This is a genomic window from Massilia pseudoviolaceinigra (assembly GCF_030846505.1).
In the GTDB taxonomy this organism is placed as follows: domain Bacteria; phylum Pseudomonadota; class Gammaproteobacteria; order Burkholderiales; family Burkholderiaceae_D; genus Telluria_A; species Telluria_A violaceinigra.
Window position 1 is genome coordinate 83446 of sequence record NZ_JAVCWL010000015.1, and the last position, 14447, is coordinate 97892.

The 14447-nt window shown below is 63.1% G+C and carries 11 protein-coding genes; 2 read left to right on the forward strand and 9 right to left on the reverse strand.

Features of this window, described 5'->3' with window-relative positions; all coding sequences use genetic code 11:
• Positions 1-35: 35 nt before the first annotated feature.
• From RBA40_RS16310 to RBA40_RS16335, 6 genes are all read right to left on the reverse strand, one after another.
• Complete coding sequence (locus tag RBA40_RS16310; RefSeq protein WP_306648853.1) at positions 36-1379, reverse strand: reverse transcriptase family protein; 1344 nt, start codon at positions 1377-1379, stop codon at positions 36-38.
• A 246-nt stretch (positions 1380-1625) separates the two neighbouring features.
• Positions 1626-2636 carry a substrate-binding domain-containing protein gene (locus RBA40_RS16315; protein WP_306648854.1) on the reverse strand — a complete coding sequence of 337 codons (1011 nt, stop codon included), beginning with the start codon at positions 2634-2636 and terminating at the stop codon, positions 1626-1628.
• Between the two features lie 51 nt (positions 2637-2687).
• Positions 2688-3899 (reverse strand): MFS transporter, encoded by a 1212-nt coding sequence (locus RBA40_RS16320; RefSeq protein ID WP_306648855.1) that lies wholly within the window; start codon positions 3897-3899, stop codon positions 2688-2690.
• Positions 3900-3967: 68 nt separating this feature from the next.
• Positions 3968-4612: a beta-phosphoglucomutase gene (gene pgmB, locus RBA40_RS16325; RefSeq protein ID WP_306648856.1), complete on the reverse strand. Its 645-nt coding sequence runs from the start codon at positions 4610-4612 to the stop codon at positions 3968-3970.
• A complete protein-coding gene (locus RBA40_RS16330; protein ID WP_306648857.1) occupies positions 4609-6954 on the reverse strand; it encodes a glycoside hydrolase family 65 protein in 2346 nt (781 codons plus the stop codon). Before RBA40_RS16330 ends, pgmB begins: the two co-directional genes overlap by 4 nt.
• A 114-nt stretch (positions 6955-7068) precedes the next feature.
• The gene (locus RBA40_RS16335; RefSeq protein WP_306648858.1) at positions 7069-8112 is read right to left on the reverse strand and encodes a LacI family DNA-binding transcriptional regulator; all 1044 of its coding nucleotides are present in this window, start codon (positions 8110-8112) and stop codon (positions 7069-7071) included.
• A 289-nt stretch (positions 8113-8401) separates the two neighbouring features.
• Here RBA40_RS16335 and RBA40_RS16340 point away from each other — a divergent pair, with 289 nt between their 5' ends.
• Positions 8402-10843, forward strand: coding sequence for a TonB-dependent receptor (locus RBA40_RS16340; protein ID WP_306648860.1), 2442 nt, complete (start codon positions 8402-8404; stop codon positions 10841-10843).
• A gap of 65 nt (positions 10844-10908) precedes the next feature.
• Here RBA40_RS16340 and RBA40_RS16345 read toward each other — a convergent pair whose 3' ends face one another.
• Together RBA40_RS16345 and RBA40_RS16350 are read right to left on the reverse strand one after the other, a co-directional pair.
• On the reverse strand, positions 10909-11262 hold the full coding sequence (locus RBA40_RS16345; protein ID WP_306648861.1) for an energy transducer TonB: 354 nt from the start codon (positions 11260-11262) through the stop codon (positions 10909-10911).
• 324 nt (positions 11263-11586) lie between these two features.
• A complete protein-coding gene (locus tag RBA40_RS16350; protein WP_306648862.1) occupies positions 11587-12624 on the reverse strand; it encodes an MBL fold metallo-hydrolase in 1038 nt (345 codons plus the stop codon).
• 130 nt (positions 12625-12754) lie between these two features.
• Between RBA40_RS16350 and RBA40_RS16355 the strand changes: the two genes are divergently transcribed.
• Positions 12755-13378, forward strand: a complete 624-nt coding sequence (locus RBA40_RS16355; protein ID WP_306648863.1) for a TetR/AcrR family transcriptional regulator — start codon at positions 12755-12757, stop codon at positions 13376-13378.
• Here the strand turns inward: RBA40_RS16355 and RBA40_RS16360 are convergent.
• Positions 13357-14445, reverse strand: coding sequence for a WD40/YVTN/BNR-like repeat-containing protein (locus RBA40_RS16360; protein ID WP_306648864.1), 1089 nt, complete (start codon positions 14443-14445; stop codon positions 13357-13359). The two genes, RBA40_RS16355 and RBA40_RS16360, sit on opposite strands and share 22 nt — an antisense overlap.
• Positions 14446-14447 lie beyond the last annotated feature (2 nt).

Genomic DNA, 14447 nt, shown 5'->3' on the forward strand with positions numbered 1-14447 from the left:
CAAGTGATTGTGGGAAACTATTTTGCACGCTGTTGTTATCCGGGGTGGGCCGGCGGCCAGGCGATGGCGTCGAACAGGCGCCGCAGACGCTCTCCGCGCTGGGGATTGACCATCGTCACATAAGCGACCTTGCCCGCGAGGTAAGCGCGAAAATCGGGGCGTTGGTCGCGATTCTGCGCCTGCGGCCCATGGCGGGCGCAGTTGGTCAGGGTGGCTTTGAGAAGATCGAATTCGGTGCGCGCGATATTGGGATGGCGGTTCACGACGATGCCGGTGACCTGTTGACGGGTCCCGGCGCGCATCAGCCGCGTCTTGCGCGCGTTGACGGCAAAGCCTTCCTCGATGGCGATGGCACCTACCTGCGCGTGGAAGCGGTCCATGGCGCGTTCCAGTTCGCGCCCACCGGAGAACACCAGGTCGTCCGCATAGCGGCTGTAGCGCGCGCCGAGCGACTGCGCCAGCGCGTCCAGTCGCAGGTCGAGCCGCCAGGCGCAGGCGTTGGCCAATGCCGGCGAACAGGGCGAGCCTTGCGGCAGGTGCGGCGCGCGCAGTGCCTGGCGCTGCGTCCACGTGAGCGCATTGTCGCCGGCGGGTGTGCGCAGCACGCCGGCCGGCACGCGGTTGACGCACAGGCGCGCCAGCACACGCGCCACGGTTTGCGAGTAACCGAGTTTGGCAAACAGCGCATGAATGCGCGAAGCCGGAATGCTGGGGAAGAAATCCTTGAGGTCCATGCGGATTACCACGCGCTGCCCGGTATGCAGGGCCGCGTGGGTGACGCAGGAATGCCCACGCCGGAAGCCATGCGCGGCCGGATGCGCGGGCACGCGGTCGAGCAGTTCGCGCAGGATGGTGGCCTGCATCGCGCGCAGGCGCTGCTTGGGGATTTCGATCAGGCGTACACCGCCGCTGCGCTTGGGCACCCAGCGATAGTGGTAATGCTCCAGTTGTGCGTCGGGCATGGGCTCGCGGCGCCACTGGTCGGCGAACCATCCCAGTTCGCCGGGGCGCAGCCGCAGCCACTGCGCCAGCTCGCCCACGGAAGGCAGCGGCGGCAGCGCGAGCGCGGCCAGCCAGTCGGGCGGTGGCGGCACCAGCGGCAAGTCGAGGCAGTAGCGTTTGAGCTGCGGCGCCGGTCCGTCGCCTTCCCACGCCTCGTGAAACACGTCCAGGTCAAAGATGATCTGCGCCAGTTCGTCGCGGCTGAAATGGTAAAAGTGTTCGGCGGTGCGCGCGTGGATTTCTTCGCACAGCGCCGGTATCCACGGCCACGGATGGCCGAACGCCCAGGTCGCGCTGGCAATCAGGCCGGCAAGGGTTGATTCGCGCGCCAGCATGGTGTCGGCGAGCGCCAGGGCGACGGCGTCTTTGGGAATCATGGTTGGGTCAGGTTGTAGGCTTTAAGGGGGCGGAGAGCCTTCAACCAGTCTGGTGATGCTTGAGTAGTCGTGCGCGTCAGCGCACCGGCACTCATGCGGTGAATTGCACAGCAATAAATATCCCACGGGGTAGCCCCGTAGAGGCTTGTCCCTGCACGAGGCAAGAACACGCCGGCTTGAAGGATCCGCCCGTGTAGAGAGTAAGGCAATTTTGCATGAACGTCAATGCGGTTGCTGCGCCGCAATTCAAGCGCTGCAGCGCCCGACGGTGGCACCGGGCAGCAGCACCGGCTGCCACAAGACCTGCAACTGCGCCGGCGGCGTGCCCGCCACCAGGGCCGAGAGCATCTCGGTCATCTTGGCGCCGGCTTCGTTGGGGCCCGGCTGGTCGATGGTGGTGACGTTCGATCCCACCAGGCTGTCCTCGATGCTGCCCCAGACGATGACGGACATGTCCTTGCCGATCTCGATACCGGCATCTAGCAACGCGCGCACGGCGCCCACGCCCGAGAGGTGATTGTCGACGATGACGGCGGTCGGCCGCGGCGAGCAGGCCAGCAGCTCCTGCATGGCCTGGTAGCCGGTGCGGCGGTCGAGCGTATTGTCGACCAGATGACGCGGATCGACGGCGAGGCCGGCCGCCTGCATGCAGGCGATGAAGCTGTTCTTGCGCTGGCACGCGAAATTGAGTTCGAGCGGCGCGCTCACCAGCGCGATGCGGCTGTGGCCATGTTCGATCAGGTGCGCGCACGCCAGCCCGATACCGGCCTCGTTGTCGTAGTCGAACCATGCGTACGGCTGCTTGAGTTCCGTGCGGCCGTGCGCCACGAACGGAAAACCCTTCTTCACCAGATAGGCGATGCGCTCGTCATGCACCAGCGTGCGGCTGACCACCAGGCCATCGACGCGGCGCCCGCGCACCATCTGCTCGTACGACGGCAGCTCGTTTTGCGGCGACACCGGCGCGATGATCAGGTTCATCTTGCTCTTTTCAAGCGCGGCCGACATGCCGCCCACCACGCCCAAAAACATCGGGTCACCCAGGTCGCTCGGCAGCAGCGGATAGATGATGCCGAAGACATTGGTGCGCCCCACCGCCAGGCTGCGCGCCATCGGATTGGCTTCGTAGCCGGCTTCCTTGGCCGCGGCCAGCACGCGCTCGCGAGTATGGACATTGACTTCGGGGTAGCCGTTCAGGGCACGGCTGACGGTGGTCTTCGAAATCCCGAGCGTACGGGCCAAGCTCTTGAGATTCATGGTCGGACTTCGTTGGGCGATGTTGTAAAGACTGTAATTATAGCAATCGCATCAGGCCACATGATCGACCTGCCGTTTAAAGAAGTATAAAGTGATAAGCACCAGCGTGATCGGCACCAGCGTCAGGTAGAACGCGAAGTGGCCGCTGAAATTGCCGAACACGTAACCGGTGATGAAGGAGCCGGTGGTGCCGCCCAGCGCCGAAAAAATCACCAGCAGCCCGGTCATCGACGAGTGCTGGTGCGGCGGAAGGGAGCTAAGCATGACCGAATTGATGCCCGGGTAAATCGGCGCCATGAACAGGCCAATCAGCGGGAACAGGAAGGTCGCCAGCGGGGCGCTGGACCAGGTGATGTTGGGGTCGGCCACCACGTCGTGCGTGAGCGGCAGCGCCAGGAGCACCATGGCGGCCATGCCGATCACGCAGATGTTCATCACCGGATACCAGTTCATCCTGCGCATGACAAAACCGGCGGACAGGCGCCCGATGGCCAGGCAGGCGGCGAAGATGCTGGTCACTTCCACGCTCATCGCTGCCGGCAGCTTGAGGATTTCGTTGTTGAAGGTCGGCAGCCAGGTACCCACGCTTTGCTCGATCAGCACGTACAGGAAGGCGGTCATGACGAACACGCACACCAGCGGCTTGAAGAACAGCTTGAGCATGGCGGTAAAGTCGTCCCAGCGGCTGCGCCCCGCAGGCAGCTGCGCCGTGCCTTCGTCGAAAGAGGTGGACAGCACCAGCACGAAGGTGACGGCGCACAGCGCGGCCAGCACCCAGTACACCTGCAGCCAGCTGCGCGAAGCGGGATCGGACGAATCGATGAAGTAGCCGAAGATCCAGTAGGCGCTCAACACGCCGACCATGAACACGCCTTCGAGCGTATTCATGATGCCGGCGTGGTGGCGGCGGTCGCGCGCGATCAGGCCCAGGGTCGAATACACCGACACCTTGACCAGCGCGAACGCCACGCCCACGCACAGGAACAGCAGCTTGGCGGTCCAGAAGGCGGGCACCAGCGGCATGGCGATGCAGGCCGCGGTGACCAGCGCCAGCGCCGCCAGCATGGCGTTCTTGTAGCCGATGCGTGGCAGGAAGGACGCCACCAAAAACGACACGACCGCGATCGGCAAGTCCTTGAACGCTTCCAGGATGCTGGCGCTCGATTTGCTCACGCCGTAGTTGCCGATGACCTGGAGGATGACCGTGCCGACGCTGTTGAGCAGGATCGCAAAGACAAAGTAAATCAGAAAAAGGGCTAACATGATGCGTTGGTTTTTCACACTGTCTCCATTATTTTTTATTCTGGCGTGCTACTACCTGCTGCTGGCGCTTACTGGTAATCCTCCAGCTTGAAGCGGTCCAGCGCGGGGATGACGCGGTCGGCCTGCGTCAGCACGTCCGGGTTGCCGATGCCCAGTGCCCACATGCCGGCGCTCTTGATCGATGCCACGCCGGCTACCGCGTCTTCCACCCCAAGGCAGTGCGCCGGGTCCACGCCCAGTTCGCGCGCCGCCGTCAAAAAAATCTCCGGATGCGGCTTGCTGTTGGCGATCAACGCTGCGTCCACCACATAATCGAAGCGCTCGCGGATGCCGAGGCGTTCGAGCACCGTGAACGCGTTCTTGCTCACCGACGCCAGGCCGATGCGCAGGCCAGCCGCGCGCACCGCCGCCAGCGCATCGACCGCGCCGGGCAGCAGGTCGGCCGCCGACATGGTGGCGATCAGCTCCTGGTAGTGGCGATTCTTGGCGTCGGCCAGCGCCAGCTTTTGTTCATCGCTGTAGCTGCGCGACGCACCAGCCAGGATCAGGTTCAGGGACCCCATGCGGTCGATGCCTTTTAACTGTTCGTTGAACGCTTCGTCGAAATGCACGCCTTCCGATTCGGCCAGCCGTTTCCACGCCAGGTAATGATAATGCGCGGTGTCGGTGATGACGCCATCGAGATCGAAAATCACTGCCTTGAACCTGCTCATGCTTTTTCTTCCTGAAGTGGACGCGCAATCGATAGCGATGGCGTGGCGCGGGTCAGCGCTACGCGCTCGCCGCAGTGGGTCAGTCCGAGCGCTTCGCCCTGCAGCAGCGTGTAGCGCGCGTGGGTGGCGTCGATGCGCACCTGCAGCAGCGCGCCGTGGATGTGAATCTGGAACTGGTAGTGCTGCCAACGCGCCGGCAGGGTGGGCGCAAAGCGCAGCGCGCCGTCGGCCACGCGCATGCCGGCAAAGCCGTAGGCCACGCCCATCCAGGTGCCCGCCATGGCGGCCGTGTGCACGCCGTAGTGGGTGTTGCCGTGCGTGTCGTCCAGGTCCAGGCGCGCGGTCTCGAGAAAATAGTCGTAGGCCTTGTCGTGGTAGCCCACTTCCGACGCGATGATGCTGAAGATGCAGGACGACAGGGAGGAGTCGTGCGTGGTGACCGCTTCGTAGTAGTCGAAGTCGCGCTTTTTATCATCCTGCGTGAACTGGTCGGACAGCAGCAGCAGCGCCAGCACCACGTCGGCCTGTTTGCAGACCTGATGGCGGTAGATCACCAGCGGGTGGTAGTTCAGCAGCAGCGGATAGTTTTCTTTCGGCGTGGCGGCGAAGTCCCACGGCTTTTTGCCGAGGAAGCTGTCGTCCTGCTCGTGGATGCCGAGGGCGGCGTCGTAGGGCAGCGCCATGCGGCCGGCGGCGCGGCGCCAGGCGGCCGGTTCGGCGTCGTCCAGGCCGATGGCCTGCACGATGCGCTCGAAGTCGTGCGGGCGCGCGCCGCGCAGGGTGTCGACAATCTCCGCCGCGAAGCGCAAGTGCATCTGCGCCATCGCATTGGTGTAGTAGTTGTTGTTCACCAGCGCCGTGTATTCGTCGGGCCCCGTGACTTCGTTGATGCAGAAGCGCCCGGCGCGGTCGTAGTTGCCGATGCCGATCCAGATGCGCGCGGTTTCCAGCACGATTTCGGCGCCGGCCTGCGCCATGTAGTCAAGGTCGCCGGTGGCGTCCAGATACAGCTTGATCGAGTAGGCGATGTCGGCGTTGATGTGGTACTGCGCGGTACCGGCGGGGAAGTAGGCGGAGCACTCTTCGCCGGCGATGGTGCGCCACGGGTACAGCGCGCCTTTGGCGTGCGACATCTGGCGTGCACGCGCGCGGGCCTGCTCAAGACCGGCGTAGCGGTAGGCCAGCAGCTGTTTGGCGATCTCCGGTTTGCTGTACAAGAAAAACGGGAAGATATAGATCTCCGTATCCCAGAAATAGTGACCTTCATAGCCTTCGCCGGTCACGCCCTTGGCCGCGATGTTGGTCTTGCCGTCGCGCCCGACCGATTGCAGCAGGTGGAACTGGTTGAAGCGAATGCCTTGCTGGAGCGCGTCGTCGCCGGCGATCTCCACGTCGGCACGGTCCCAGAAGTCGGCCAGGTAGGCGCCCTGGCGCGCGCACAGGGCGTCGAAGCCGTCGGCTTTGGCCTTGGTCAGTGCTGCGCTGGCCAGGCCCGCCAGTTCAGCCTCGGGATAGTCGCGCGAAGAAAAATAGACGCCATACTTGGTCAGACTTTGCGGCAGCATGACATCGAGGTCGAACGCGAAACTGTGGCTGGCCGCCAGCTCGTGCCGGCTCGCGCTGCCCGCCACCGCAGCCACGGTGTCGATTGCACTTACCAGCGTAAAGCCGCTGTTGTGGGTGCGCTGGGTGAGGCTGGACGCCGTGGCGCCCTGCTCCACCGCCAGCAGATGCAGCGCCGGGCCGCAGGCCGCGGAGCCGATACGCGGATCGTCGCCGGCTTCCTGGTTGCGCACAGCCCCGTCGATACCCGACACCACGCGTACCTGGCCGGAGAAATTGAGCGCGGTCAGTTCGACATCGAGCGCGAACAGGTGCTTGTCGGCCAGCGATACCACGCGCCGCGTGACGAGCGAAATCCGCTTGCCGCTCGGGGAAGTCCATTCCAGGCTGCGTCGCAGCACGCCGGTGCGAAAGTCGAGCACGCGCTCGTAGCGGTCGAGTGTTCCTTGCAGCGGGTCGAAGCGTTCGTCGCCGAGCCAGACTTCGATGCCTTTCGCGTTTGGCACGTTGAGCATGAACTGGTTGGTCTTGGCCAGCGCGAAGGCCGCTTCCGGATAGACGATCGGTTCGGACTCGTAGAAGCCGTTGAGATAAGTACCGTCGAGCGAGGTGCCGGCCGGGCCGCTGTAGCCCTCTTCCGGCGTGCCGCGCAGGCCGATGTAGCCGTTACCGAGAGCGAACAAGGTCTCGTTCAAAAAATGCGTGGCAGGGTCGAAATGGGTCTCGCGAAGGCACCATGGATCGGTCGGGAGAGCGTGGGGGAGACTTGCGTGCGGCACGGGTTTGTCCTTTGTCTGTCTTTTGAAATTTTCACTTCAAACCGGTTTGGATTTGAGCCGAGTCTATTTCAAATCGGTTTGGAAAGTCAATTTATTTAGATTCGAGTGGGGAAATCAGGTCTGGCGGGCGATCAGGGTGGTCGGCAGCATTTCGGATTCGACCTGCTCGCCGTTCATCAGCGCCAGCATTTTTTTGGCGAGCAGCACGCCGCCGTCGCGCAAGTACTGGTGCACGCTGGTCAGCGGCGGCACGAAGCTGGCCGCGCCAGGCGTGTCGTCGTAGCCGATGACCGATACGTCGTCGGGCACGCGCAACTGGTGTTCGGTGAGCGCGCGGATGGCGCCCATGGCCAGCAGGTCGCTGGCGGCAAACACGCCGTCGAAGGCATGGCCCTTTTTCTTGAGCAGCGCGGTCATGCTGTCGAAGCCCGACTCGAACGTGAAGGCCTTGGGGCGGATGATGTGCACCGTGCCCTGCCCGCCCAGCGCGTCGATGAAGCCGGCGCAGCGCTCCTGCACTTCGGCGTGGTCGACATCGCCCAGGAAGACCAGCTTGCGCCGGCCCTGCGCGAGGAAGCGTTCGGCCACGCTGGCGCCGCCGCGCCGGTTGTCGCTGCCGACCACGATGGTGGTGGCGCCGCTTTCCGGCGCGCCCCACACCACCAGCGGCAGATTGGCTTTTTGCAGGAAGCGCACCGCTTCGCCGTGCGAGCCCTGGCCCAGCAAAATCAGGCCGTCGGCGCCCTGCACCGGGGCGGTGTCCATCAACTGCTTGGAGGTAAGCACCACGCTGTAGCCGGCGGTGGTCAGTTCCTGGGTGATGCCGCCCAACAGTTCGAGCGGATACGGGTCGGACATGGGACGGCCCTTCACCGGCGTCATTTCGACCACCACGGCGACCGAGTAGCTGCGCCGCATGCGCAGGTTGCGCGCGCTGATGTTCAGGCGGTAGCCCTGCTCGTCGGCGATGCGGCGGATTTTTTCGCGCGTCTTTTCCGTCACCAGCGGGCTGTCGCGCAAGGCGCGCGAGACCGTGATCGTGGAAACGCCCGCCAGGCTGGCGAGGTCTTCCATCGTCAGGGAGGCGTCGCTCTTGCGCGCTGCGATCGCGCTTGCTGAGATAGATGCAGTCTTGCTTGCTGCCTTGTTTGCGGCCATGGGAACGCTCAATTTTGGTAAGAAAACAACGACACCGACGCATTATGACAGGTTTACGTCTCGCCACAGACCAAATGACATCGATAACATTTTGATTGACATCGATATCATTTCTTGTTTCAATGAATCGTCTTTCCTTGCCATCCTAATAAATTGCAGACGAGCCCGATGTGCGGCAAGGTAGGGAAAGAAAGTGGACACGCATGCGGCAGGTACTCGCAACGCGAATGCGCAGCCAGTCCAGGAGACGGATTTCAACAAGAACCACGATAAAAAAGCGAGCATAACGATGAACAGTCACAAGCACTTCCTGCTTTCCTCAGTCACGCTGGCCGTGCTGACCCTGATGAACCAGGCCCAGGCAGCCGGCCAGGCCGCGCCTCCTTCCGCGCCGGCGGCCGATGCGGTGGCGAACGAAATCCAGCAGGTGGTGGTGACCGGGACCGCCTCGGCGCGCGGCACGCGCAAGATCGACACCAGCTTTTCCATCACCACCGCGACCGAGGAACAGCTCAAGTCGGCCTCGCCCAGCAGCACGGCCGACGTACTGAAACTGGTGCCGGGCGTGTATGCGGAGTCGACCGGCGGCCAGTCGGGCGCGAATATCGAAGTGCGCGGCTTTCCGTCCGGTAGCGATTCGCCGTTCGTGTCGGTGCAGATGAACGGCAATCCGCTCTATCCGGTGCCGGTACTGTCGTTCTTCGAGGGATCGTCCGCGTTTCGTTTGGACGACACGGTGGAGCGGGTCGAAGTGCTGCGCGGCGGGCCGAGCACGATTTACTCGGTCGGCCAGCCGGGCGCGACGATGAACTTCATCCTGAAAAAAGGGGAAGATACGCCTGACGCAACCTTGCGCTTTACCACCGGCACCGGAAAGTTGCGCCGGCTCGACGGTTTTGTGGGCGGCAAGATTGCCGATGGCTGGTACGGCACCATCGGCGGCTTCGCGCGCCAGACCCAGGGCGTGCGCGATCCCCAGTTCAAGGCCGACGATGGCAAGCAGCTGACCGCCTCGCTCACGCGCAAGCTCGATGAAGGCGAAGTGACCGCCTACGTGCGCACCACCAAGGAAAAGAATGCGTTTTACACGGGCGTGCCGCTCATTTCGAGCGACAACGGGCGCACCATCACCGAGTTTCCCGGCTTCGATCCGCTCACCGGCACGCTGATGAGCAATGAAATGCGTCACTTCACCATCGATGCGGCACCCGGCAAGACGCTCACGCGCGACCTGGCCGACGGGCGCGGCATGGACGCAACCGTGTTCGGCGCCGAGTACGAGCAAAAACTGGGCGGCTGGGATGTGTCGAACAAGGCCAATTACTTCAGCGGCGACCTGAACACGATTTCGATGTTTACCGGGAATAACCCGCTGACGGCCGCGGCCTATCTGGCCAATGCCAATGCGACCCACAATCCGGGGGCGGCGGCCGGTTCGGGCAGCATCAGCTATGTGAAAGGCGGCGCGGTCGATCCCAACCAGCAAGTGGTGCAGGCAGGATTGTGGTCGGTCGAGAAAAAACTGAGCTCGTTCACCAACGAATTCCGCATCAGCAAGGAACTACTCAAGAACAATACGACGACAGTGGGCGCGTATGTGGCGCGCTACAAGTCGAATGACGAATGGTATCTGGGTAACAGCCACCTGATGACGGCCACGCCCAACGCCAGCCTGATCAATGTGCAACTGAGCAATGGCATCATCGTTTCGCGCAACGGGGTGGACGGCAATGTGTTTTACGCGCCGGTGGCCGCCTACAAGGGCAACAATACCGCCCTGTTCGTCGCCAATGAGTGGAAAGTGAACGAGCAGATCAAGGTGGACGTGGGCGCGCGCCGCGAAAAGCAAAGCCTGAAAGCGACGATCTCGAACCTGACCTCGATGGACACGGATGCCAATCCGCTGACGGTGTACAACAATGGCACCTCGGTTCCGACCGGCACCAACACCCAGCTCAGCCGCGACGACAGCGTCAATTCCTTCACGGTGGGCGGTATCTACAAGTTTTCCAAGGATATGAGCGTGTTTGCGCGCGCCAATACCGGCCACACTTTCATCTATTTCGACGACATGCGCAACGCCGGCACCCAGGCGGCGCTGAACGACCGCAAGGGCGTGCCGACACCGAAAGTGACGCAGTACGAAGTCGGTTTCAAGACCGTGGGCGCGATGTACAGCGCGTACATCAACGGCTTCTACACGGATTTCACCGGCATTTCGTTCCAGCAGATCACGACCGACGCGGTGCTGAACTCGGTGAGCGGTTCGCGCGGGCATGGCGTGGAGTTCGAGCTGGCCGTGCGGCCGGTGAAAAACCTGCAGGTGAGCTTGATGGGCAATTATCAGGAATCGAAATACCGCGACAATCCGGCGATTGCGGGCAAGCTGGTGCAGCGCCAGCCGAAGATGCAGTTCCGCCTGTCGCCAAGTTACCGGATTCCGATGGGCGACAATTCACTGAAACTGTATGGAACCTACGCGCATGTGGGCAGCCGCTGGGCCGACCAGGCCAATCTGTCTTACTTGCCGTCGTATAAAACGGTGGACGCAGGCATCCTGGCATCGATGGGCGCGCATTGGGAATTCCGGCTCGCGGGCACGAACCTGGGCAATGAATTGGGGCTGACAGAGGGCAATTCTCGCCTGACCGGGGCGCAGAGCAGCGGTCCGATCAATGCACGGCCGATTTTCGGGCGCGCGGTGGAGGCGTCGATACTGTACCGGTTCTAAGATTCGGCATTCAAGCAATGGCAGGCGTGGGCAGATTGCTTGTCCACGCCGGGGCCACGGCCCATTTACTCGACGACCCAGGCGTACTTGACCTTGGCCCAAGCCAGCGCAGCCTGGCCGTCTTTTGCACCCGGTTCAAACTTGCAGCGGGCGCCAGCGCGGACCGATGCACGGTCGACGCGCACCGCGCCGCTCGACTCAAGCACTTTCGACTGCACCACTTTGCCATCGGTATCGACCAGGTAAGCGACGGTCACGGTGCCGCTTTCGCCATCATCCTGCCAACGGGTCGGGAATTCAGGTTTTTCGCAGCCGGCTACTTCGAGGCGGGCCGGGCGGTCTTCAGCCATGGCCTGGGTCGCGCTCAGGCACAGCAAGGTCGCCGACAGTACGGTGGCAAAACGGGTAGTGGCAAACATAAAACCTCCAGTGGGATGATGGATAAATCCGGCGCTTCTGGCGCTCGAATCGTCTGCTGCGTAGCCAGCTGACAGTTCAAAATATACGGCGCTGCAGCATATTTTCTAAATTTATTATCCCAATGGCGGATATGCCGGATGCGCATATCTTGTTGCTGTGCACCAACATATTGCATTCACAAACTGCATAACAGTTATGAAAGACCTATGGTGGTGCATATGAGCAAAGAAACCCGTTTCAAATGACCCGATTTATAGCAAAACCCTTTGCTGGTGCGCGGTCTCACCTTGTGACAATAACGCGACGCCCCTTGCAAATACGTCTTAGCCGGGCGTGGGATCGACCCGTTTCCACCACGCCGTGCCCGGTGCCGGAGTCTTGAGGTCAAGTGCCTGCCCCATTTCCGGGGTCGTCAGGGGCACCCCGCGCGCGGTGGCGAGCGCGGCGATGCGATCAAAAGGCTCGTGCCAGGGGTGCAGGCCGAGGTCGAAGGTGCCGTTATGCACCGGCATCAGCCATTTTCCCTTGAGGTCGAGGAAAGCTTGCAGGGTTTCTTCCGGCTGCATGTGGACGTCGGGCCATTGCTTGTCATAGGCGCCCGTCTCCAGCATGGCCACATCGAAGGGGCCGAATTTTTCGCCGATGGCCTTGAAACCGTCGAAATAGCCGGTATCGCCACTGAAAAAGACGCGCAAGTCCTTGTGCTCGAACACCCAGGATGCCCACAGGGTGGAGTTGCCATCGCTAACGCCGCGTCCGGAGAAGTGCTGGGCCGGGGTGGCGATCAGGCGCACATTGCCCACTTTGCGTTCTTGCCACCAGTCGAGCTGGCTCACCTTGGCGGCATCGACGCCCCAGTCCACCAAACGGTCGCCCACGCCGAGCGGGGTGATGAACTGCTCGGTCTTGGCGGCCAGCGCCAGGATCGAGCCATGGTCGAGGTGGTCGTAATGGTCGTGCGAGAGAACCACGGCCTTGAGCGGCGGCAGCTCGTCGATGCTGATCGGCGGCTGGTGAAAGCGCGCGGGGCCGGCCCACTGCACCGGCGAAGCGCGCTTGGAAAACACCGGATCGGTCAGGTAAAAGGCATTGTCGAGCTTGAGCAGCAGGGTCGAATGGCCGAGGCGGAACAGGGTATTGTCGGGCGCCGCCAGCAATTGCGCGCGGGTGAGCGCCTGCACGGGGATTACGCCGCTCGGTACGGTGTCCTTGTTCTTGCCCGTCAAAAAGGTCCACAAGATGCCGGCCATGTCGACGGCGCTTTGCTTGAACATGGGCACCGGGTTGCGAAATTTGCCCTCGCTGAACTGGGGCGACTGGTGAAGCGGCGCGGCGCTGCCGCCGAAGGTGCAAGAAGCCATGGTAAGGAGTGTCCCTATGAAGATGAGGCTGAGGAAAAGTCGGTGCACGTGACGTCCGATCAAAGAATGTACACTACACAGTGTAGTTTCATTCTTTGGAAAAGTAAACTGTCGGGTGTAAAATATTAAAATGAACGCACCTCAACGACTGACCGACCGTAAACGCCTGGCCATCCTGGCCGCCGCCGCCGAACAATTCCGCAGCTGCGGCTTCGAAGCGAGCAGCATGGACAAGATCGCCGCCGACGCCGGCGTGTCGAAACGCACGGTCTACAACCACTTCCCCAGCAAGGATGATTTATTCGCCGAGACGCTGGTGCAATTGTTCGAGCGCAGCGCCGCCGAACTGGACCTGGCTTATCGCAGCGACGCCAGCCTGCGCGCGCAGCTGACGGAACTGATGACCATCAAGGTGCGCGCGATGGCCGACCGCGACTTTCTCGACCTGGCGCGGGTGGCCATTGCCGAGGGCATGCACGCACCGGAGCGGGCGCGCGCCATCGTGGCGCGCCTGGGCGAGCGCGAGGAAGGGGTAACGCGCTGGATCCGCGCGGCCCTGGCCGACGGCAAGCTCAAGGAGTGCGACCCGGTGTTTGCCGCCACCCTGCTGCAGGGTCAGGTCAAGGCGATGGCGTTCTGGCCCCAGGTAACCATGGGCGCGCCGCCGCTGGCGCCGGAACTGCACGGCGCCGTGGTCGACGCCGCCGTCAGCATGTTCCTGAGCTACTTCGCTCAGGCAAAACACGCCGCATAGACGGGCGGCATGGTGGTCGACAGCGTGTGCCAGCTATCGCCGGCATTGTCGGACATCCACACGCCGCCGCTGGTGGACGCCATCAGCAAGGTGGCGCCATCGTCCGCCACCGCCAGGCCGTGGCGGTAGACCAGGTCGTAGCAATGCTGCTGCGGCAAGCCCGCGTTCGTTACCTTGAAGCTGTTGCCGCCGTCGTGGGTGCGGGTGACCGCCAGCGCGGCGCCGACCGGAATGCGGCGCTGGTCGGCCTCGGCCGGGGCAAACCAGGCCGTGCCGCCATCACGCGGATGGGCGGCCACGGCAAAACCGAAGTTCGACAGCGGCGCGCTGGTGATTTCCGTCCAGTGGTGGCCGTTGTCGCCGGAGCGCCAGATGCCGTTATGGTGCTGGCACCACAGCACATCCGGTTCGCCGTTGGAGCGCACGATGCGATGCGGATCTTGCACGGCTTCATTTTCGTTGAGCTCGGGCGGCATGTAGTCGGCGCGCATGCCGGTGGCGCTGATGGTCCAGCTGGCGCCGCCATCTTCCGTGCGCCAGACGCCGCCGCAAGAGACGCCGACCAGCACGTGGTTGCTGTTGCGCGGATCGACGCAGATGCTGTGAATGCCGGGCACGTCATAGCCGCCGCCGAACCATTCGGCGCGCTGGGGTACGTCCCACAGGGAACGCACCAGTTCCCACGACGCGCCTCGGTCGTTTGAGCGGAACAGGCCGCCCGGCAGGGTGCCGGCCCACAGTACGCCGGGCTGGTCGGCTCCGCCCGCTTCCAGCGACCAGATCAGCCTGTTTTTCCACTCGACTTTATCGGTGCTGTCTTCCGGCTTCGGCGGATAGGCGGGCGCGGCGATTTCGGTCCAGACCTCGCTGCCGGCATCCTTGCGGTGCAGCTTGACGCCGAAGTGGCCGAGGTTCAGTGCGGCGTACAGGGCGCCGTCGCGCGGATCGGCCAGCGCGATCGAGACCGGCTCGCCCAGGAAGTGGCTGGGACCGATTTCCCATCCCGCGCTGGCGCGCTGTAATTCAAACAGGCCCTTGCGGGTGGAAAGATAAGCACGCGCATGCATTG

What these genes read in the sequence shown, in the direction of transcription:
- RBA40_RS16310 (WP_306648853.1), bottom strand. Translation starts at nt 1,379, where the DNA reads ATGATTCCCAAAGACGCCGTCGCCCTGGCGCTCGCCGACACCATGCTG.
- RBA40_RS16315 (WP_306648854.1), bottom strand. Translation starts at nt 2,636, where the DNA reads ATGAATCTCAAGAGCTTGGCCCGTACGCTCGGGATTTCGAAGACCACC.
- RBA40_RS16320 (WP_306648855.1), bottom strand. Translation starts at nt 3,899, where the DNA reads ATGTTAGCCCTTTTTCTGATTTACTTTGTCTTTGCGATCCTGCTCAAC.
- pgmB (WP_306648856.1), bottom strand. Translation starts at nt 4,612, where the DNA reads ATGAGCAGGTTCAAGGCAGTGATTTTCGATCTCGATGGCGTCATCACC.
- RBA40_RS16335 (WP_306648858.1), bottom strand. Translation starts at nt 8,112, where the DNA reads ATGGCCGCAAACAAGGCAGCAAGCAAGACTGCATCTATCTCAGCAAGC.
- RBA40_RS16340 (WP_306648860.1), top strand. Translation starts at nt 8,402, where the DNA reads ATGAACAGTCACAAGCACTTCCTGCTTTCCTCAGTCACGCTGGCCGTG.
- RBA40_RS16345 (WP_306648861.1), bottom strand. Translation starts at nt 11,262, where the DNA reads ATGTTTGCCACTACCCGTTTTGCCACCGTACTGTCGGCGACCTTGCTG.
- RBA40_RS16350 (WP_306648862.1), bottom strand. Translation starts at nt 12,624, where the DNA reads ATGGCTTCTTGCACCTTCGGCGGCAGCGCCGCGCCGCTTCACCAGTCG.
- RBA40_RS16355 (WP_306648863.1), top strand. Translation starts at nt 12,755, where the DNA reads ATGAACGCACCTCAACGACTGACCGACCGTAAACGCCTGGCCATCCTG.
- RBA40_RS16360 (WP_306648864.1), bottom strand. Translation starts at nt 14,445, where the DNA reads ATGCATGCGCGTGCTTATCTTTCCACCCGCAAGGGCCTGTTTGAATTA.